Here is a 20,528-nt window from a genome sequence, read left to right on the forward strand (position 1 = left end):
TGGGTGGGGGTTTAGGTGGTGGGTGCGGGGTGGCGGGTGGTGTGGGTGGGGGTGGGGGTGGGGGTTTCGGTGGTGGGGGCTTGGGTGGTCTCGGTGGGGGTGTGGGTTTCGGTGTGGACGTGGGCGCCGCGGGTGGGGGTGAGGTCGAGGGCGGCGAGGAGGGAGGGGGGGACGATGCTGGGGAGGGTGTGGCGCAGGAGGGCGGAGACGCGGTGGGTGAGGTCGCGGTAGTCGCTGAGGGCTTGGGACATGGACTGGACGCCGGCGAAGGCGGCGACGATGACGTCGGCGGTCTCGGCGGGGTCGACGTGGGGGAGGAGTTCGCCTCGGTCGCGGGCTTGGGCGAGGAGGGCGGCGCCGACGTGGCTCCAGCGGGTGAAGGGGCCGGTGCGGTCGAGGCCGGGCTGTTGGTCCATGGAGAGGCGGACGGCGGCGCGGACGAGGGGGTCGGTCTGCAGGTTGTGGGCGTGGAGCATGACGACGTCGACCATCTCCTGGACTTTGGAGTGGCGCGGGGGGACGGCGGGGCGGTGGTCCTGTTCGGCGAGGACGCCTTGGGCGAGGTCGTCTTTGGACTGGAAGTGGAAGTAGAGGGCGCCTTTGGTGACGCCTGCGGCGTCGAGGATCTCGGCGATGGTCGCGGCTTGGTAGCCGCGGTCTTCGAAGACCTTCGCGGCGGCCATCAGGATGGCGTGGCGGGTGCGGACGGCCCGGACCTGTTCGGCCATGGCGCCTCTCCTTATCTTTCCTGGGCGGGGCCTTTGGGGGTGCGGGGGTGCGGCGGGGAGGCCCAGGAAAAAACCGCCTAGTACGTATCTTACCCGGCGGCGGCCGTCTCAGCCACACCCTCCGCACCCCCGTCCGCGCCCGCCCCGCGCTCCGGGGCGGGGGCGGGCGGGGGTGCGGGGGCGCAGGGTGCGGGTGCGCCCGTCGCCCGCCCGGCGCCGTCGTCCCCTGCTCCCCGCGGGTCGGAGGCTGCCGGGGGGGGGGCTGTCGCCCGCCTCGCTTCGCGTGTCCCGCTTCCCGTCGGGGGCGTCGGGGGTGTGGGCGTCTGCCGCCTGTCGTCTGTCTCCGTGCTGTGTGTCCTGCTTCCCGGGGGGTGAGGAGGGGGGCGGGTGAGCGCCTGTCGCCTGTCCTGCCCTGCGCTCCTGCTCGCCTGGGGGGCGCCTGTCGTCTGGCTCGTGCCGCGTGTCCTGCGCCCGGGGGTGCGGTGGGGGGTTCGCGGTGTGGGTGGGATGGCGCCTGGCGGGTTGGCCTCCGTCTGCGCGGAGCGCCCGGCGCCGCCTGCCGCCTGCCGCCTGCCGCCTGCCGCCTGCCGCCTGCCGCCTGTCTCGCGTCGCGTGTCCTGTGTCCGGGGGTCGGAGGGCCGTGGGGGGCCTGCCGTCTGTGTCCTGCTCTCCCTGCTCGCGGGGGGGGGGTGTCTCCTGCTCTCCCTGCTCGTCGGGGGTGGGGGGGTTAGAGGGGGTGGGGGAGGGCGGTGGCGGTGGCGGTGAAGGCGGTGCGGTCGTTTTGGCGGGCGGTGACGTGGACGGTGCGGGGGTTGTCGGGGGTGTGGGGGAGGAGGCGGGCGGTGACGGTGCAGGGGGTGTGGAGTTCGACGTAGCGGTGGAATCGGCCGGCGAGGGAGAGGGGCATGAGGGTGGGGCGTCGCAGGACGCCGGCGGCGGCTTGGCGGGCGGCTTCGAGCAGGAGCATGCCGGGGACGTGGTCGAGGGGGTGGTCGAAGAGGACGGGGTGGCGGGTGTCGACGCGCAGTCGCCAGGCGTGGGGGTCGCTCGTGGGGGAGAGGACGACGTCGGTGGGGGAGGTGCGGCCCACGCTCTGGGGGGCGGCGGGGGCGGTGAGGGGCGGGGCGGCGGCGTCGCTGAGGGGCGTGCGGGCGCGCAGGCGGGCGTAGGCGGCGGGGCTGACGCAGCTCATGGAGCCGCCGCCGGTGGCCGCGACGCGGCCCTCGCGGCGCAGGACGGCTCTGATCTGCAGGCCGGCCGGCACGCCGCGCTGCAGGCGGAGGCGGGTGCAGGCGAGGTCGATGTCGACGGAGGCGGGGGCGTGTCCGACGTGCAGGCGCTCGGGCCGCACGGCGACGTCGAGGTCGTGGACGAGGAAGCGGCTGGCGAGGGGGACGCCGAACTCGGCGTGGGCCAGGAGGGTGCCGGCCTGGCGGATCGTCTCGGCGACGATGAGGGGGTCGTGGCGGCCGTCCTCGACGGGGGCGAAGAAGCTGTGGCCGCGGGGCCACTGGGCGGCGAGGCGGAAGCGGTTCTCGTCCTCGCGCCGCCAGTCGGTGAGCACGACCTCGGCGACGGAGGCGCGGTGCACCAGCTCCCGGGGGACGGTGGCGGTCAGGCCGGGGTGGCGCAGGTCCGTGGTGGGCTGGAGGCGGAACGTGCTCGCGGTCATGGTCTCCCCCTGGGTCGTCGCGGTCGCGGAACGGGCCGTGTCCGGGCTCCGCGGCCAGAAAGATAGGCAATGGCGGGTTGCATCTCCAGAGACGGGGAAGACGCTTTGGCCCGCAGGAACCGGACTCCCCGCCTCCCCCCGGCGCCGGGCGCGCCGGGCCTGCCCGATCCCCCAGGTGAGGGCGGGCGCGCGGGGCGCCCGGGGGCCGGCGGCCCCCCAGGCGGGCCTCAAGCGGCGCCGGAGCGCTTCTTTAGCCCGGCGTCCCAGAGTGGGCGCCAGGACCGAGGAGCCCGAAGGGGCCCGAGGAGTTTGAGGAGTCCGAGGGGCCCGCAGGGGCCGGAGGAGGGGGAGCGCGATGGCGGATCGCCGGGCGGCCGGGGCCGCCTTCCGGGTGGAGCGCGGGCGGGCCGGCGAGGAGGAGCTGGCCGCGGTCGCCGTCGTGCTGTGCGCGGCGCTGGCCGGCCGGCGCGCACGGCACGCCCCAGGCGCCCAGGGCGCCGGCGGGAGGGCGCCGGACGCGCCGCGGTGGCGGCCGGAGCGGCCCGGCGCGCCCTACCGCTCCCCGCACGGCTGGCGCTGAGGGCCGGCCGGGTCCGCCGGCGGCCGATTCGCGTGCGCGCCCCGCGCCCCCCGCACAAACCGCTGAAGCGGTTTGTTACGGTGAGGGGCCGGCGGCCCGCACCGGGAGAGGGAGGGACGCGTCGTGACAGCGGTGAAGGACATCCCCCGCGCCCCCGCGGAGGAGGCCCCCGCGGAAGGGGCTCTCGCGGAGAGGGCCCCCGCGGAGGGGGCCCCTGCGGAGGGGGCCTTGGCGGAAGGGGCTCTCGCGGAGGGAGCCTCTGCGGAGAGGGACTCCGCGGAAGGGGCCTTGGCTGCGGGGGCCTCTGCGCAAGGGGCCTCTGCGCAAGGGGCCTCTGCGGAGAGGGCCCCCGCACAGAGGGCTCTCGCGCAGGGGGCCTCTGCGGAGGGGGCCTCTGCGGAGGGGGCTCTCGCGGAGAGGGCCCCCGCGGAGGGGGCCCCTGCGGAGGGGGCCTTGGCGGAAGGGGCTCTCGCGGAGGGAGCCTCCGCGCAGAGGGCCCCCGCGGAAGGGGCTTCTGCGGAGAGGGCTCTCGCGGAGGGGATCCCCGCGGAAGGGGCTCTCGCGGAGGGGGCCCCTGCGGAGGGGGCTCTCGCGGAGAGGGTTCTCGCGGAGGGAGCCTCCGCGCAGAGGGCCCCCGCGGAAGGGGCTTCCGCGAAGAGTGCTCTCGCGGAGGGGATCCCCGCGGAAGGGGCTTCCGCGGAGGGGTTCTCTGCGGAGGGGGTCCCCGCGGAGGAGGTCCCCGCGGAGGGGGTTCCTGCGGGGGCGGGGGACGCGCGGGGGCGGGTGGCCGGGCTGCACGCGATCCGCGCGCGGGCGGTGGCGGGGCCCAGCGAGAGGGCGACGGCGGCGCAGCGCGCGAAGGGCAAGCTGACCGCGCGGGAGCGGATCGGGCTGCTGCTGGACGCGGGGTCCTTCCGGGAGGTGGAGCAGTTGCGCCGGCACCGGGCGTCGGGGTTCGGCCTGGAGGCGAAGAGGCCGTACACCGACGGCGTGGTCACCGGGTGGGGGGCGGTGGAGGGCCGGACGGTGTTCGTGTACGCGCACGACTTCCGGGTCTTCGGCGGGGCGCTGGGCGAGGCCCACGCCGCGAAGATCCACAAGATCATGGACATGGCGGTCGCGGCCGGGGCCCCGCTGGTGTCGCTGAACGACGGCGCGGGCGCCCGCGTCCAGGAGGGCGTGTGCGCTCTGGCGGGGTACGGCGGCATCTTCGAGCGCAACGCCAGGGCGTCGGGCGTCGTCCCGCAGATCAGCGTGATGCTGGGCCCGTGCGCGGGCGGGGCGGCCTACAGCCCGGCGCTGACGGACTTCGTGTTCATGGTCCGCGAGACCTCGCAGATGTTCGTGACCGGCCCGGACGTGGTCAGGGCCGTCACCGGCGAGGAGATCACCCACGACGGGCTCGGCGGCGCGGACGTGCACGCCGGGGCGTCGGGGGTGTGCCACTTCGCCTACGACGACGAGGAGACCTGCCTCGCCGAGGTCCGCTACCTGCTGTCGATGCTGCCGGGCAACAACCGCGAGCACCCGCCGGGCGCGCCGTGCGCGGACCCTCCCGGGCGGCGCTGCGAGGCGCTCCTGGACCTGGTGCCGGCCGACGGCGGGCGCCCCTACGACATGGCCGCGGTGATCGAGGAGATCGTCGACGACGGGGAGTTTTTGGAGGTCCACGAGCGCTGGGCGCGCAACGTGATCTGCGCGCTGGCCCGGATGGACGGCCGGGTCGTGGGGATCGTGGCGAACCAGCCGCAGGTGCTGGCCGGGGCGCTGGACATCGAGGCGAGCGAGAAGGCCGCGCGTTTCGTGCAGATGTGCGACGCCTTCAACGTGCCCCTCCTCACGCTGCTGGACGTGCCCGGGTTCCTGCCCGGGGTGGGCCAGGAGCACGGCGGGATCATCCGGCACGGCGCGAAGCTGCTGTACGCGTACTGCAACGCCACCGTGCCGCGGATCTCGCTGATCCTGCGCAAGGCCTACGGCGGGGCGTACATCGTCATGGACTCCCGCTCCATCGGCGCCGACCTCGCCTACGCGTGGCCGACCAGCGAGGTCGCGGTCATGGGCGCCGAGGGCGCCGCCGACGTCGTCTTCCGCCGCCGGATCGCCGAGGCCGAGGACCCCGCGGCGATGCGCGAGAAGATGGTCGAGGAGTACCGGGCGGAGCTGATGCACCCCTACTACGCGGCCGAGCGGGGCCTGGTGGACGACGTGATCGACCCCGCCGAGACCCGCGAGGTCCTCGTCGCCGCCCTGGCGATGCTCCGCGCCAAGCACGCCGACCCGCCCTCGCGCAAGCACGGCAACCCCCCGCAGTGACGCAGCGCCCGACGCCGCGCCAGGAGCGCGCGGTGCGCACCCGGGAGGCCCTGATCCGGTCCGCGGCCGAGGCCGTGGGCCGGGACGGCTTCACGGCCGCCTCGCTGGCCGACGTCAGCGCGCGGGCCGGGGTGAGCTACGGCGCCCTGCACTTCCACTTCGCGGGCAAGGCGGCCCTGGCCGAGGCCGTCGGGGCGGCCGCGCTGGAGCGGCTGGCGGCGCTGCTGGGCCCGGCGGCGCCGGGAGCCGGGAGCCGCCTGCAGCGCCTGGTCGACGTCACGCACGCCCTGACGCGCGGGCTGGCCTCGGACCCGGTGCTGCGGGCGGGGTTCGCGCTGTGCGCGGACGCGGCCTGGGCGCCGGCGGCCGACCCCCGCGCGCACTGGCGGCGCTGGGTGGAGGACCTCCTGCGCGAGGCCGCCGAGAGGGGCGAGCTGCGCCCGGCCGCCCGGCCGGAGGGGATCGCGACGACGGTGGTGGGGGCGACCGCGGGCTTCGAGACGCTCGGCGCCCGCGACGCGGCCTGGCTGGCCCCCCGCACGATCGCCCGGTTCTGGGAGCTGCTGCTGCCCGCCCTGGCCTCGCCGGAACTGCTCGCGAGACTGGACGCCCGGGGCGCGCCGGAAGCCTGAACGGCCCCCCACCGCCCGCGCAGACCCCCGCCCGGGGCGGTGCACGCCCTGCCGGGGGTGTGCGTGCAGGCCCTGGCGGGGGTGCGCGCGAGGCTGGACGCCCAGGGCGCGCCGGAAGCCTGAAGGGCCCCCACGGCCCGCGCAGACCCCCGCCCGGGGCGCAGATCCCGCCCGGGGCGGTGCACGCCCTGCCGGGGGTGTGCGTGCAGGCCCTGGCGGGGGTGTGCGTGCAGGCCCTGGCGGGGGTGCGCGCGAGGCTGGACGCCCAGGGCGCGCCGGAAGCCTGAACGGCCCCCACCCGCGCGCGCAGGCAGGCCCCCGCGCAGGGCGCGCCGGAAGCCTGAACGGCCCCCCACCGCCCGCGCAGACCCCCGCCCAGGGCGCGCCGGAAGCCTGAGCGGCCCCGGCCCCCCACGCCCCGCGCAGACCCCCGCCCGGGGCGCAGACCCCCGCCCGGGGCGCAGACCCCCGCCCGGGGCGGGTGCAGGCCCTGCCCGGGGGATGCGCGCGGGCCCTGCCCGGGGCGGTGCACGTCCTGCCCGGGGGTGTGCGCAGGCCCTGACGGGGTGTGCGTGCAGGCCCTGGCCGGGGATGTGCGCGAGGCCATGCCCGGGGGTGCGCGCGGTCCTGCCGGGGGTGTGCGCGGGGCCTGCCGGGCCCATAAGAGACCGCAAGGTCTCTTTCCTGGCGTCCCCGCCTCCGGGCCCCCGGGGGATGAGCCCGGTGGTGGCGTCGTCGAGAGGGGCGCCGTCTGCCGCTCCCCACGCCCGCGGGGATGAGCCCGCGTGCTTGTAGCTGATCGCGAGCCCGAGCTGCCGCTTCCCACGCCCGCGGGAGGGGGTTCTCGGGGCGGGGCGCGTGCAGCGGGCGGATCGCCGCCTCCGTCCCCGGTCTCTCGCCGGGCCGGTGCGGTCGCGTCCGTCGTGCGCTCGGCGAGGCCGCCGGCCCAGGCGGTGCGGAGCACGGCTTCGGAGCCGGCGGCGAAGGCCCCGCAGCCGCGGGCCAGGCTTCGCCGCGCCGCCGCCTGGCCGGAGCGCCCCGCTCCGCCGCCCGGCGTCCTCGCACCGCGCGAACACGCGGACTCCCGGGCTCCCCGCGGACGGCTTCGGCGTCGCTTCCCAGGCGGGCGCCGCATCGGGCGACGGCGTGCTAGAAGCCGGCGCCGCCCCGGGCTCCGGCGGCGGCCGGGCGCGTCTCCTCCGCCCGGCCCGGGGGCGCGTTCCTCCGTGCGGCACGCGCAGCGGAGCGCGCCGAAGGCGCCGTACGGCGTCCGCCTCGGCCGGCCGCCGCGCCGGCCTGCGGCCGACCCGGGCCCTTCCCCGGGCCGTCTGCGCCTGCCCGGTCGAGGCTCGCCGGGCGCGGGACGGGCCGCCGGGGCGCGGCCTCCGCCCGCCCGCGGCGCGGTCACGGGCGCGCCGCAAGGGCCCGCTCCCGCCGTCCGCCGGGCGACTTCACGGCGCCCTGCGACCGGACGGGCCTTCGCCGCGCGGAAGCCGACGCGACGGACGCCCCCCCCGCGCCACAGGCGTCCGGTCGCAGGCGCCCGCGGGAGGAGAGCCCCCGGAGCGTGCGGGGGCGAAGGCCGCGTGCGGCGCCGGGCCCGCGTGAACGCACCTCCGGGCGCCGGCGGCCCGCTCCCTAGGGGGAGCGGCAGGAAACCCCGGGACAGGGCAGCGGCGAAGGCCGCGTGCGGGCCGGGCCCGCGTGAACGCACCCCCTCCGGCTGTCGGCGGGCCGCTTCCGAGGGGAGCGGCAGGAGAGCCCCCGGAGCGGGGCGGGGGCGAAGGCCGAGTGCGGGGCCGAGCCCGCGTGAACGCACCCGCCCCCCGGGCGCCGGCGGACCGTTCCCGAGGGGGAGCGGGAGGAGAGCCCCCGGGGCGGGCGGGGGCGAAAGCCGTGTGCGGGGCGGCGCCGGCGTGGGCGTCCTTCCGGCCGCCGGGGGGCCGCTCCCGAGGGGATACGAGCCGATTCGCCCCGAGGTCTGCGCGCTGCGCAGGCCTCGGGGCTTTCGTGCGCAGGTGCGGCCGCCGTTCCGGCCGCGCCGCGTTGGCCTGCTTCCGCCGGGCGAGAGGCGCCCCGTCGCGGCGGAGGACGGCCCGAGCCCCCGGAATGCCGGACATCGCACGGTATGCGACCGTCCGGGACCGGCCGGAGATCGGCTGGAAAAGGAGGTCCCGGCCCCGACGTGGACCGGACGGGTTGACAAACCAACTGCGCTGTTTTTTTATCGCAGTGGTCGGGCCGCGTCCTCGCGGCCCGGCCCCGGCGGAGCGGGCGACGCGGAGGGGTACGCGCGGGCCGCGGCGGGCCGGACACCGGCCATCAGGCGATCTTTGGGGGAGTACGTGGACATCAAGCTGCTCGGAGCGCTGTCCGTCACCGAGAACGGGCTGTCCGTCGCGCCGACCGCCCCGAAGCCGCGCCAGGTCCTGGCGCTGCTCGCGCTCCACGCCGACCGGATGGTCCCGGTGGCCGCGCTGACCGAGGAGCTGTGGGGCCAGCACCCGCCGCGCAGCGCCCGCACGACGCTGCAGACCTACGTGCTGCAACTGCGGGAGCTGATCGGCGAGGCGCTCGGCCGCGGCCAGGACGAGCGGTGCACGGCGAAGGACGTCCTGGCCACCCTGCCCGGCGGATACCGGCTGGCGTCGCGCGGCGGGAGCGTGGACTACCGGGAGTTCGAGCGCCGGGCGGGGGCCGGCTACCGGGCGATGGACGCCGACGACCACCAGGGCGCCTCGCGCCGGCTGGCGGACGCCCTGTCGCTGTGGACCGGGCCGGTGCTCGCCGGCGTCCAGGCCGGCGGCCAGATCCGGATGGAGGTCCAGCGCCTGGAGGAGGCCCGGCTGTGCGCGCTCGACCAGCGCATCGAGGCCGACCTGCGGCTGGGCCGGCACCGCGAGCTGCTGTCCGAGCTCACCGTCCTGGTCAACCGCTACCGGATGCACGAGAGCCTGCACGGACAGTTCATGCTGGCCCTGTACCGCTCCGGGCGGCGCGGCGAGGCGCTCGGCGTCTACCGGCGGCTGCGCACGGCGCTCGTCTCGGAGCTGGGGCTGGAGCCCTCGGCCGCCCTGAGCCGGCTGCAGGGGCTCATCCTCGCGACGAGCCCCGAGACCGCCCCGCCGCCCGCCCCCGCCCCCGCGCCCGTCGCGGCGGCCGCGGGCGCCGGAAGACGGCTCGCGATGCGGTGAACGGACGGCACGGTGAACGGACGGTGCGGCGGGCGGGCGGCGCGGCGGGCGGACGGCGTGGCGGGCGGCGCGGCGGACGCGGACCGGCGCGACGGCCCCGGCCCCGCCCGCCCGGACGCGGCGGCGCACCCCGGACGCTGCGCCGCCCCCCCCGATGTGGCCGCGCACACCGTCAGCAGCCCTTCCCCCGGCCCGCGAACCGCGCGCCTGGGGAAGGGCTGCGGCGTCTGGGGCGGCCCCGCGGCGCCGGGCGCCGGCCGGGCGGGGTCGGGCGCCGGGCGGGCCGGGTCAGGGGCCGGCCGTGTGCGCCGCGGCGAGCGCCTCCAGGCGGCGGGCCAGGTCCCGCTGCTCGCGGGCGAGGCGCTCGACGCGGCGGCGCAGGCCGGCCAGTTCGGCGTGCTCGGCGTGCGGCGGGCGGACGCCCCGTCCCTCGTCCGCCGCAGGCCCCGCGGCCGCGGCCGGGGAGGGCGCGGCCGCGGGGAGTGCGGTCGGGGGGAGCGGGGGGCGGGCCGCGGCGGGGTCCCGGCGGCGCAGGACCGTCTCTCTGCGGCCGTGCAGGGCCGGGCCCGGCTGGACGCCCAGGTCGCGGGCGAGGCGACGGCGGGCGCGGTCGTACACCCCCAGCGCCTCCGTCTGGCGCCCGCACTGGCACAGCGCGGTCATCAGCAGCTCGTAGAAGCGCTCGCGCAGCGGGTGGGAGGCGGTGAGCCGCTCCAGCTCGCCCGTGATCTCCCCGGCCCGGCCGGCCCGCAGGCACGCCTCGTACAGCGACTCCAGGGCGAGGACCCGGCTCTCCTCCAGCAGCGGGGCCTCCGCGGAGCAGACGGCGCCGCGGCCGCCGCCCTCCAGGGCGGGGCCGCGCCACAGCGCCAGGGCCCGGCGCAGCACGTCGGCCGAGCGGCCCGGGTCGGCGCCCGCCAGCGCGCGGCCCCGGGCGGCGAGCCGGTGGAACTGCCGGGCGTCGGTGTCGGCGTCCTCCAGCCGCAGGACGTAGCCCAGCGGGCGGGTCGCCGGCCACGGGCGGCGCGGCTCCCCGCCGCCGGGAAGCGGGAGGGGCGGCAGCCGGCGCAGCCGCGCCACATGGGCCTGGAGGGCGTGGGCGGCGTGGGCCGGCGGCCGCTCGCACCACAGCTCCTCCACGAGCCGCTCGGCGGAGACGACGCAGCCCGCTTCCACGACGAGCGCCCCGAGCGGCGCGCGCTGCTCGGCGCCCGCCGGCACGAGCGAGACGCCGGTGCGCTCGTCGAAAGCCTGGACGGACCCCAGGATCCGAAACTCCATCTCGTCCTCGCACGGGAAGGCTTCAGAGGTCTTGAGAGGTCTGCCGTCGGAGATCCGCCGCGGGCATTCCCCCGGCAATGGCCGCGATTTCTCCCTCTCCGGGCGGAGCGTAGGCGCTTTCGCGGCGCGCCGCCCCGTGCGCACCTTCCCCCGCGGGGAATCGTGGAGGATTCCTCGAGTCCCTTTCAGGCCGCGGCCCGGCCCTGCGGCCCGCGGCCTGAAAGCGCCCGCCCCCCGGACCGGGAAGACCCGCCCCGCACCCGCCGCCCCGGACCCCGCCCGCCCCGCACCCCTCGCCCGCACGCCCGCCCGTGCCGGGCCCCCGGCGATCCCGGCGGGGGCCCGCGGCCCGGACGGCCCCGGCGGGACCCCCGGCCCGGACGGGCCCGGCAGGACCGGCCGTCCTACGGCGGCGCCCGGTCCGCCCGGACTGCCCGGTCCGACCGGCCCGCTCGGGCCGACCGGTCCGGTCTCGTCGGGCGGCCGGCGGGCCAGCGCGGCGCGCTCTCGCCCCGGTCCGCCGTGGCCGGAAAGCCGCGGCGCGCACGGCGCGCGGAAGGCGCCGGGAATGCGCGACGGCCGCTCGCGAAAGAGTTTCCCGGCGATCTTCCAGCGGTCCGTCAGCGCTTTGTCAGTGCTTTGTCGGCGTTTCGCGGCGGCGTGCCGGCGGGGCGTCTCGGTGTTCCTTGGAGAGGGGCTAGAGCCGCGCTGGACGAGCCCGGGGGGACGGCTCGCCGGAGGATATGGTGCCCCCGGCCTCGAGAAACACGCCGACGGCGTAAAAGGCGGAATGCGGCGCCGTCGCAGGATTCACGGCCGGCCGGAGACCGGCGGCGGCCTGACAAGGCTGGGAGGGGAAATCATGAAGATTAAAGTCCTGGGTCCGCTGGACGCCGAAGTCAACGGGGTGTCCATCGTCCCGACCGCCGGCAAGCCGCGCCAGATCCTGGCGCTGCTCGCCCTCTACCCGGGCCGGGTCGTGCCCGTGCCCACCCTGATGGAGGAGATCTGGGGCGCCGACCTCCCCCAGAGCGCGCTCACCACGCTCCAGACGTACATCCTCCAACTGCGCCGCCGCCTGGGCACCGCGGCGGGCCCGGACGCCCCGGGCTCCGCCAAGGACGTCCTGGCCACCCGCTACGGCGGCTACCTGCTCCAGATACCCGCCGACTGCGTCGACGTGCACGCCTACGAGCGCCTGGCGGCCGAGGGCCGGCAGGCCTTCGACAAGGGCGAGGACGGGCGCGCCTCCGCCTGCCTGCGCGAGGCCCTGGACCTGTGGGAGGGGCCCGCGCTGGTCGACGTGCGGGTGGGCCCGATCCTCGACATCGAGGTCATGCGCCTGGAGGAGAGCCGGCTGGTGACGCGCGAGCGCAGGATCGACGCGGACCTGCGCCTGGGCCGCCACGTCGAGCTGATCGCCGAGCTCACCGACATGATCGCCCGCCACCCCCAGCACGAGGGACTGCACTCGCAGGCGATGGTCGCGCTCTACCGGTCCGGCCGCCAGGCCTCCGCGCTCGAGGTCTACCGCCGGCTGCGCCAGCGGCTGATCGACGAGCTCGGCGTCGAGCCCTCGCCGCAGCTCCAGCGGCTGCACCAGGCGATGCTCGCCGTCGACCCGCGCCTGGACGTGGTCGCCGGGCCGCGCCGCACCTCCACCTTCGACCTGTTCGCGGCGTGAGCCGACGCCCGCCCCGGGACGCGGGGACCGCCCCCCGCGCGCGGGACGGCCTCCCCGGCCGGCGCGCCGGCCGCCTGCGCGGCCGGGCCGTGCCCGCGCGCGGGACCGCCCATCGCGGCGGCGGCGAGCGGCAGGCGGGTCAGGGGCCGTGTTCGCGCACGGGGCCCCCGCGCCGGCGGGGGCGCGAGTCCCCGCGGCCCGCACGCGCCGGCGAGGCGCGGGTCCCTGCCCGGCTGGGGCCCGTACCCGGGGGCGCGGGCCGGCGCCCGGGGCGCGGGACCGCCCCCGTATGCGGCTCCCGCCGCGTACAGCGCGCCGTACGCGGCGGGAGTCGAGTCCGGCTCCAGCCGGGACGGCGAGACTCGGCCCGCCGCCGGCGCGCCGTCCGGCGGCGCGCCGGAGACGGCTTCCCGGAAAAGGAGGGCGACGCATGGCTTCCCCGACCACGGCCGGCGCGGCGGCGCAGCGCCGGGTCAGGCTCCACTGCCTCGCCCACGCGGGCGCGGGCGTGGCCAGCTACCGCCGCTGGCCTCTTGCGGCCGGCCCCGCGGTGGAGGTGGCGGCCCTGCCGCTGCCGGGCCGCGGCGCCCGCCGGCGCGAGCCGCGCGTCACCGACCGCTCCGGCCTGCTGGCCGACCTGCTCGGCCCGCTGCGGGAGGCGGCGCGGGCCGGCCCGTACGCGCTGTACGGCCACAGCCTGGGCGCGCTCGTCGCCTACACCCTGACCCGCGCCCTGGCCGACGAGGGGGCGCCCGCGCCCCTGTTCCTCGCGGTCGGCGCCTGCCTGCCGCCGCACGCGACGGCCGCCCTGATGAGCGCGGCGGAGGCCCCCGACGAGCACCTGCTGCCGCTCCTGGCGGACCTCGGCTCGCTGCCGAAAGGGGCCGCCGCCCGTCCCGGCGGGCTGTGGCGCCGCTCCGTCCTGCCCGTCCTGCGCGACGACCTGCGGCTGGCCAAGGCCCTGCGGCAGGCGGCGATGGACCCCGCCACCGGAGGACCCGTGAACGTGCCCCTGCTCGTCTTCGCCGGCAGCGACGACCCGCTGGCCGTCCCCCACGCCCTGCACGAGTGGCGGCAGTGGACCACCGGCCCCATCACGGCGCGCACCCTGGCCGGCGACCACTTCTTCGCCGGGGACGACGCGCTGCCGGCCCTGATCGGAGCCGCCTGCCGAGAACACGCCGCCGCCGCACCCTCGACGCCCGCACCCTCAACGCCCGCACCCCGCACGTCCGGAGCCGCAACACCCGCGCCCGGCACGTCCGGAGCCGCAACGCCCGGACCCGGCACGCCCGGACCCGCAACGCCCCCACCCCCAACACCCGCGCCCGCAACGTCCGCACCCGGTACTTCCGGATCGGGAACGCCCGGAGCTGCAACGCCTGGACGCGCAACGCCCGCACCCGGCACGCCCGCACTCCCAACGTCCGGACCCGATGCCCCAGGACCCGCAACGTCCGGACCGGGAGCGCCCGGAGCCGCAACGCCCGCACCCTCAACGCTCGCACCCGGCACGCCCGCACCCCCAACGTCCGGACCCGGTACTCCAGGACCCGCAACGTCCGGACCGGGAGCGCCCGGACCTGCGACCCCCGCACCCGCAACCCCCGGAGCCGCAACGCCCGCACCCGGCAAGCCCGTACCCCCAACACCCGGACCCGGAACACCCGGACCCGGAACACCCGGAGCCGCAACGTCCGGATCGGGCGCGTGCGGGGCCGGGCCGGGCGGGGTCCGGGCCGCGGGCGGCGCCCGGTGAGGCGCGTCGTCGTCACCGGCGTGGGCGTGGTGGCGCCCGGCGCCGTCGGCGCCGGCGACTTCTGGTCGCTGCTGACCTCCGGGCGCACGGCCACCCGCGGCGTCACCCTCTTCGACGCCTCCGGCCACCGCTCGCAGGTGGCGGCCGAGGTGGACTTCGACGCCGCCGGGCACGGCTTCACCCTCGCCGACACCGAGCGTCTGGACCGGGCCGCGCAGTTCGCGCTGGTCAGCGCCCGCGAGGCGGTGGGCGACAGCGGTCTGGCCGACGTCCTGGCGCGCGGGAACCCGCTGCGCACCGGGGTGAGCCTGGGCAGCGCGGCCGGCTGCGCCACGGGGCTGGCCACCCAGTACGCGCTGCTCAGCGACTTCGGCGCGGCCTGGACGGTGGACTGCTCCCAGGCCGCCGAGCACCTCTACGACTACCTCGTGCCCAGCTCGCTCGCCGCGGCGGTGGCACGGGACACGGGCGCGCAGGGCCCGGTGGGCGCGATCTCCAGCGGCTGCACCTCGGGCCTGGACGCCATCGGCCACGCCGCCGAGCTGATCCGCGAGGGCGGCGCGGACGCGATGGTCGCGGGCGGCGCGGAGGCGCCCATCTCCCCGATCGTCATGGCCTGCTTCGACCGCCTCCGCCTCACCAGCGCGCGCAAGGAGGACCCGGCGACCGCCTCCCGGCCCTACGACCGCACCCGGGACGGGTTCGTCCTGGGCGAGGGCGCGGCGGTGCTGGTCCTGGAGGAGCTCCAGCACGCCCGCCGGCGCGGGGCCCGCGTGTACGCGGAGCTGTCCGGCTTCGCCTCCTACAGCAGCGCCCACCACATGACGGGGCTGCGGCCGGGCGGCGAGGAGATGGCCCACGCCATCCGCGGGGCGCTGGACCAGGCGCGGCTCAACCCCGTGGACGTGGACTACGTCAACGCGCACGGCGCGGGCACGCGGCACCACGACCGGCACGAGACGCACGCCTTCAAGCGGGGCCTGGGCGACCACGCGCGGCGGGTCCCGGTCAGCTCCATCAAGTCGATGATCGGACACGCCCTGGGCGCCGCGGGCGCCCTGGACGCGGTGGCCAGCGTGCTGGCCATCCGGCACGGCGCGGTGCCGCCGACGGCGAACCTGCGGGAGCCGGACCCCGCCTGCGACCTGGACTACACGCCGCTGTTCGCGCGCGAGCAGCGCACCAGCACGGTGCTGAGCGTGGCCAGCGGCTTCGGCGGCTTCCACACGGCCACGGTGCTGACCCGCCCCCGGCTGCGGGAGGCGGCGTGAGAGGCGAGAACGCACCCCGCAGCCGCCGCGGCGACGGCGCCGTGGAGGGCCGGCCCGGCCCGCGGGCCGCGGCCGGGCCCGGCGCCGACGAGCCGGAGCGGGCCGACGGGCGGGAGCGGGCCGGCGCGGCCGGCGAACGGCCGCCCGCCGAGCCGGTCGTCACCGGCATCGGCGTGGCCGCCCCCAACGGGCTCGGCGCCCAGGCCTGGTGGCGCGCGCTGCTGCGGGGGACCAACGGCATCCGCCCGATCAGCCGGTTCGACGCCTCCGGCTACCCGGTGCGGATCGCGGGCGAGATCGCCGGGTTCGTCGACGAGGACCACATCCCCAGCCGGCTGCTGCCCTCCACCGACCGGGCCACCCGCCTGGGACTGGTCGCGGCGAAGGAGGCGCTGGAGGACTCCGGCGCCGACCCCGCCGCCCTGCCCCGCCACGGCGCGGGCGTCGTCACCGCCAGCGCCACCGGCGGCACGGAGTTCGGCCAGCGCGGGCTGCACGCGCTGTGGGGCAAGGGCGCCGAGCACGTGAGCGCCTACCAGTCCCTGGCCTGGTTCCACGCCGCCGGGGCCGCCCAGATCTCCATCCGGCACGCCCTGCGCGGCCCCGGCGGCGCGGTCGTCAGCGAGCAGGCCGGCGGCATCGACGCCCTGGCCCGAGCCCGCCGGGAGATCCGCCGGGGCGCGACGCTGATGGTGACCGGGGGAGTCGACTCGGCGCTGTGCCCGTGGGGCTGGGCGGCCCACCTGGCGGACGGCCGGATGACCACGGCCGCCGACCCCGACCGCGCCTACCTGCCCTTCGCCGACGCCGCCGGCGGCCACGTCGTGGGCGAGGGCGGCGCCCTGCTGGTCCTGGAGGACGCGGCCGCCGCCGCGGCGCGCGGCACCGCCGGATACGGCACGGTCGCCGGCTGCGCCGCCACCTTCGACGGCGGACCCGGCCTGCCCCGGCTGCGGGAGGCGGCCGAGCTCGCCCTCGCCGACGCCCGGCTGGCGCCGCACGACGTGGACGTCGTGTTCGCCGACGCCGCCGGGGAGCGGGCCGCCGACCGGGCCGAGGCGGCGGCGCTGACCGCGCTGTTCGGCCCCTACGGCACGCCCGTGACGGCCCCGAAGTCGATGACCGGGCGGCTCGGCGCGGGCGGCTCCTCGCTCGACGTGGCGGCCGCCCTGTTCGCGCTGCGCGAGGGGATCGTGCCGCCGACCACCGGAACCGTGCGGGCCGCCGCGGACTACGGGCTGGACCTGGTGACCGGGACGCCCCGGCGCCTGCCCCGCCTGCGCACGGCGCTGGTCCTCGCCCGCGGACGGGGCGGGTTCAACTCCGCCGCCGTCCTGCGCGCCGTGGAAGCGTGAGCCCCCGCCCCCGCCCCGGACCGGGCGGGACCGGCCGCATCCCGCGCCCGCCCCGGCACGAGGACCGCATCCCGCCGCAGGATTACGACCAGAGGAGCGCCCGCGGAGCGCTCGAGACCGGATGAGCCCTTCGCCGGGCCGCGGGGCCGCGCGGACGCGGAGGAGGGCCCCGGCGGCCCGGAGGAGCCCGCGGGGAAGACGTGCGGGACGCCGACCAGACGAGGGGAGCGTCGGCGGAGCGTTCGGCCCCCCGCCGGGCCCGGGGGCGCGCCGCGGCCGGCGTCCCAGGCGGCTCAACGGCGCCTCGGGGCACGGCCGTTCAAGGCGGCCGGGCGGCGGGACGCCGTACTCCGGGCCCACGCCCCGGCCCAAGCCCCGGGCCCAAGCCCCGGGCCCAAGCCCCGGGCCCAAGCCCCGGGCCACGCTCCGGCCCAGGCTTCGGGCCATCGCCGACGGGCGGAAGCCCGAGGACGACGACCCGCCCTCCCGGGGGGCGCGGACGGGACCGGACGGACGCACGGCGCTCGCCTCCAGCAGCCGCCCGCCGCCCGCCGCCCGCCGCCCGTCGCCCGCCGCCCGTCGCCCGCCGCCCGTCGCCCGCCGCCCGTCGCCCGTCGCCCGTCGCCCGTCGCCCGCCGGTCGGCGGTCGGCGGGGGCCGGGGGCGGCGCAGGCGCGCCGCCCGAGCGGTCCGCGGCGACGAGGGGGCCGGGCTCCGGCTGGAGGAGCGCTCGAGTCCCGGCCCGGGACGGGAGCCGTCCGCCCGAACCGCCCGATCCGCCCGGCCCGCTCCAGCCGGGCTCCGCGCGGATTCGACCCGGTCCCGGACCGGCCGCGAGCGGTTCCGGACAGGATGTCGACACGCCCGCCCGCCGAGGCGGATCCCGCGAGCGCCCGCCGCGGGCCGCGACGCGCGGCGGGCGGAAGAGCCGGAGGCGCCGGGAGCGCCGGTGCGAAGCCGCCGGCGCGAGGCGGATCCGCGCCGGCCGACGGCCCGGAGCCCGACCGCGTCCGGCCGCGGCGCCCCGCCCGCACGCGGCGGAGCACCGCCTGCCGGAGCACTGCCGGAGCACTGAACGAGGAGGTGTGGAGGATGTCGGAGGCGCGCGTGCACCGCACGGTCCACGAAGTGACCGCGGCGGCCCCGGCCGGCGTGCTGTACGGGCTGATCGCGGACGCCACCCGGTGGCCGCTGTTCTTCCCGCCCTGCGTCCACGTCGAACAGCTCGACTTCGACGGGACGCGGGAGCGGCTGCGCATGTGGGCCACGGCGGGCGGCGCCGTCAAGTCCTGGATCTCCCGCCGCCGGCTGGACGTGCAGCGGCTGCGCGTGGAGTTCGTCATGGACGTGCCCGCCGCCCCCGCCCGGTCCATGAGCGGCGTGTGGACGGTGGAGCCGCTCGGCGACCGCTCCCGGGTGACCCTGGAGCACTCCTTCACCGTCGACGGCGACGATCCCGCCGGCGTCGCCTGGCTCGAGGAGGTCACCGCCGCCAACAGCGGCTCCCAGCTCGGCCGGCTGGCCGAGATCGCCCGGCTGTGGACCCGGCTGGACGACCTGGTCCGGTCCTTCGAGGACACCCTGCGCGTCGACGCCCCCGCCGAGCTGGTCTTCGACTTCCTCTACCGGGCCGAGGCATGGCCCGCCGAGCTCCCCCACGTCCTGCGCCTCGGCCTGGTCGAGGACGAGCCGGGCGTGCAGCGGATGTCCATGGGCAGCATGTCCCTCGACGGCGCCACGCACAGCACCGAGTCCGTGCGGATCTGCTTCCCCGGCGCCCAGCGGATCGTCTACAAGCAGACCCGCACCTCGCCGCTGCTCGCCGCGCACGCGGGCGAGTGGTGCATCGAGCCCGACGGCGGGGGCGTGCGCCTGACGGCCCGCCACCACGTGCTGCTCGACGAGGACGGCGTCGACCGCGTCCTCGGCGTCGGCGTCGGCGCCGTCGCCGCCGGCCGCCACGTGCGCGACGCGCTCGGCGAGGCCGGCCTGTCCGTGCTGCGGTACGCCACGCGGCACGCCCTCGGCGCGGTCCGCCTCCGGTGAGCGCGCCCGGCGCCGCCCACGCCCCCGCACAGGACGCCCACACCCCCGTGCGAGACGCCCCCGCCTCCGCACGGGACGCCCACGCTCCCGCACAGGACGCCCACATCTCCGTGCGGGACGCCCCCGTCCCCGTACGCGACACGCCCCCCGCCGCCCAGGCGCACGCCGACGCCCCGGCGCGGGCCGACGCCCAGGCGCGGGCCGCCGGGCCGGGGCGGGCGGTGGAGCCGGCGCGGGCGGCCCGGCTGGAGGCCGCGCTCGGCGACCCGTTCGACCCCGCGAACCCGCACGGGCACCTCGCCCTGCTCCGCGCCGACGAGGCCCGCCGGACGCCGGAGGCCACCGAGGCGCTGCTGGCGGAGGCCGGGATGGCCGCCGAGTTCGTCCCCCGGGACCTGGGCGGCCGGCTCGCCGGCCTGGAGGAGCTGGCCCGCGTGCTGCGCCCGCTGTTCCGCCGCGACCTTGCCCTGGGCTACGGCTTCGGCGTCACGTCCCTGTTCGCGGCCTCGTCGGTGTGGACCGCCGGGGACGAGGGCCAGCGCCGCTCCCTGGCCGACGTGCTCCTGGGCGGCGGCCGCGCGACGACCGTGCACCGCGAGGTCGCGCACGCCAACGCCATCCTGCGCGACGAGATGGCCGCCGAGCGCCGCCCCGGCGGCGGCTGGCGGATCGCCGGCCGCAAGGACGCGGTCATCAACGCCCACCGCGCGGACGCCTTCGTCGTGTACGCCCGCACCGCGCGCCAGGACGGCCCGCGCAGCCACTCCGTGCTGGTCCTCGGCCCCGGCGCGCCGGCCGCCGGCGAGGTCCGCCGCCTCGGCCGGGCGCGGATGCCCGGCATGCGCGGGGCGCACTTCTGCGGTCTCGAACTCGACGGCGTGAGCGTGCCGGACGACGCGCTGGTCGGCGCGGTCGGCGACGGGGTGTCGCTGGCCCTGCGCAGCTTCCAGACCAGCCACTGCCTCATCCCCGCCACCGTCCTGGCCGGCGTCGACGGCGTGCTGCGCGCGGCGGTGCGCGCGGCCACCGAGGACCGGCCCGACGGGCGGCCCTCCCGCCGCTGGCGCAAGGCGCTCGCCGGGGTCTTCGCCGACCTGCTGGCCTGCGACGCCATGGCGGTCACCGGGCTGCGGGCGATGAGCCTGATGCCCGAGGAGTCCTACCTGCTGGGCGCGGCCGTGAAGTACACCATGCCGGACCTGCTGCGCGAGGATTTGGAGGAGCTGGCCGCGGTGCTCGGCGGCCGCGGCTACGACTGCGGCCCGCGCTACGGCGGCTTCCAGAAGCTCGTGCGCGACCTGCCGGTGGCCGGCCTGGGCCACGCGGGCACCGCCGTCTGCCAGGCGGTGATCGTGCCGCAGCTCCCGGCCCTGGCCCGCTCCGCCTGGTTCCGCACCCCGGAGCCGCCCGCGGAGCTGTTCCGGCCGGGCGCGCCGCTGCCCGCCTTCGACCACCGGCGCCTGGCCCACTCCGGCACGGACGACCTGCTCACCGCCACGCTGGCGGGGGTCGCGGGCCGCCTGGAGGGCCGCTGCGGGCAGGGCCCCCCCGAGGCGGCGCTGGCCGCCCTCGCGCGGGCCTTCGTCGCGGAGCTGCGGGCGCTGCGCGCCCGGTGCGCCGCGCTCAGCGGGGCCTTCGACCCGCAGGCCTGCGCGCTGGCCGACCGCTACGCGCTGGTGCTGTCCGCGGCCGCGGTGCTGGGGGTCTGGGAGGGGCGGGCCGCGGCGGGCGACCCGTTCCTCGGCGACCCGGCCTGGGCGGTGCTCGCCCTGAGCCGCACCGCCCGCCGGCTGGGCGTCCCGGCCGCGGACCCGCCCCACGACGTCGTCGAAGAAGTGCTCGGCGAGGCGCTGCGCCGCTGCCGGCAGCGGCGCAGCCTCGACCTGTACGGGACGCGACTGGCGGGCTGAGGGGGCGCCGGCCCCCGGGCCCGGCGACGTACTCGCCATCTGCGCAGGCCGGCGGGGTGCGGACGTAGACGCGTCGGACTGAGCCGAACTCGTCGAAAAAA

General features: G+C 78.6%; 13 protein-coding genes. 10 read left to right on the forward strand and 3 right to left on the reverse strand.

Annotated elements, in window-relative coordinates; all coding sequences use genetic code 11:
• Positions 1–11: 11 nt before the first annotated feature.
• Positions 12–728 carry a ScbR family autoregulator-binding transcription factor gene (locus ABZ861_RS31115; RefSeq protein WP_361637276.1) on the reverse strand — a complete coding sequence of 239 codons (717 nt, stop codon included), beginning with the start codon at positions 726–728 and terminating at the stop codon, positions 12–14.
• Between the two features lie 727 nt (positions 729–1,455).
• A complete protein-coding gene (locus tag ABZ861_RS31120; RefSeq protein WP_361637278.1) occupies positions 1,456–2,400 on the reverse strand; it encodes a ScbA/BarX family gamma-butyrolactone biosynthesis protein in 945 nt (314 codons plus the stop codon).
• A 355-nt stretch (positions 2,401–2,755) separates the two neighbouring features.
• On the opposite strand from ABZ861_RS31120, the gene ABZ861_RS31125 reads away from it, so the two are divergent.
• The 4 genes from ABZ861_RS31125 to ABZ861_RS31140 all read left to right on the forward strand — a co-directional run bounded on the left by ABZ861_RS31125 (position 2,756) and on the right by ABZ861_RS31140 (position 9,122).
• Positions 2,756–2,980 (forward strand): acyl-CoA carboxylase epsilon subunit, encoded by a 225-nt coding sequence (locus ABZ861_RS31125; protein WP_361637281.1) that lies wholly within the window; start codon positions 2,756–2,758, stop codon positions 2,978–2,980.
• A 783-nt stretch (positions 2,981–3,763) separates the two neighbouring features.
• Positions 3,764–5,296: an acyl-CoA carboxylase subunit beta gene (locus ABZ861_RS31130; RefSeq protein WP_361637284.1), complete on the forward strand. Its 1,533-nt coding sequence runs from the start codon at positions 3,764–3,766 to the stop codon at positions 5,294–5,296.
• A gap of 32 nt (positions 5,297–5,328) precedes the next feature.
• Positions 5,329–5,928, forward strand: a complete 600-nt coding sequence (locus tag ABZ861_RS31135) for a ScbR family autoregulator-binding transcription factor (RefSeq protein WP_361637286.1) — start codon at positions 5,329–5,331, stop codon at positions 5,926–5,928.
• Between the two features lie 2,345 nt (positions 5,929–8,273).
• Positions 8,274–9,122: an AfsR/SARP family transcriptional regulator gene (locus tag ABZ861_RS31140; RefSeq protein WP_361637289.1), complete on the forward strand. Its 849-nt coding sequence runs from the start codon at positions 8,274–8,276 to the stop codon at positions 9,120–9,122.
• Between the two features lie 288 nt (positions 9,123–9,410).
• Here ABZ861_RS31140 and ABZ861_RS31145 read toward each other — a convergent pair whose 3' ends face one another.
• Positions 9,411–10,403 (reverse strand): AfsR/SARP family transcriptional regulator, encoded by a 993-nt coding sequence (locus ABZ861_RS31145; RefSeq protein ID WP_361637292.1) that lies wholly within the window; start codon positions 10,401–10,403, stop codon positions 9,411–9,413.
• An 862-nt stretch (positions 10,404–11,265) separates the two neighbouring features.
• On the opposite strand from ABZ861_RS31145, the gene ABZ861_RS31150 reads away from it, so the two are divergent.
• From ABZ861_RS31150 to ABZ861_RS31175, 6 genes are all read left to right on the forward strand, one after another.
• Positions 11,266–12,087, forward strand: coding sequence for an AfsR/SARP family transcriptional regulator (locus tag ABZ861_RS31150; RefSeq protein ID WP_361637295.1), 822 nt, complete (start codon positions 11,266–11,268; stop codon positions 12,085–12,087).
• Positions 12,088–12,517: 430 nt separating this feature from the next.
• A complete protein-coding gene (locus tag ABZ861_RS31155) occupies positions 12,518–13,846 on the forward strand; it encodes a thioesterase domain-containing protein (RefSeq protein ID WP_361637298.1) in 1,329 nt (442 codons plus the stop codon).
• Positions 13,843–15,117, forward strand: a complete 1,275-nt coding sequence (locus ABZ861_RS31160) for a beta-ketoacyl-[acyl-carrier-protein] synthase family protein (RefSeq protein WP_361637301.1) — start codon at positions 13,843–13,845, stop codon at positions 15,115–15,117. The genes ABZ861_RS31155 and ABZ861_RS31160 overlap by 4 nt, the downstream gene beginning before the upstream one ends.
• Before the next feature lie 167 nt (positions 15,118–15,284).
• Positions 15,285–16,472 carry a beta-ketoacyl synthase N-terminal-like domain-containing protein gene (locus ABZ861_RS31165; protein WP_361637309.1) on the forward strand — a complete coding sequence of 396 codons (1,188 nt, stop codon included), beginning with the start codon at positions 15,285–15,287 and terminating at the stop codon, positions 16,470–16,472.
• A gap of 1,091 nt (positions 16,473–17,563) precedes the next feature.
• Positions 17,564–18,517: an aromatase/cyclase gene (locus tag ABZ861_RS31170; protein WP_361637303.1), complete on the forward strand. Its 954-nt coding sequence runs from the start codon at positions 17,564–17,566 to the stop codon at positions 18,515–18,517.
• A 47-nt stretch (positions 18,518–18,564) separates the two neighbouring features.
• Complete coding sequence (locus ABZ861_RS31175) at positions 18,565–20,427, forward strand: acyl-CoA dehydrogenase (RefSeq protein WP_361637306.1); 1,863 nt, start codon at positions 18,565–18,567, stop codon at positions 20,425–20,427.
• The last annotated feature ends 101 nt before the right edge of the window (positions 20,428–20,528 follow it).

Source organism: Streptomyces sp. NPDC046985 (assembly GCF_040644415.1).
Lineage (GTDB): Bacteria > Actinomycetota > Actinomycetes > Streptomycetales > Streptomycetaceae > Streptomyces.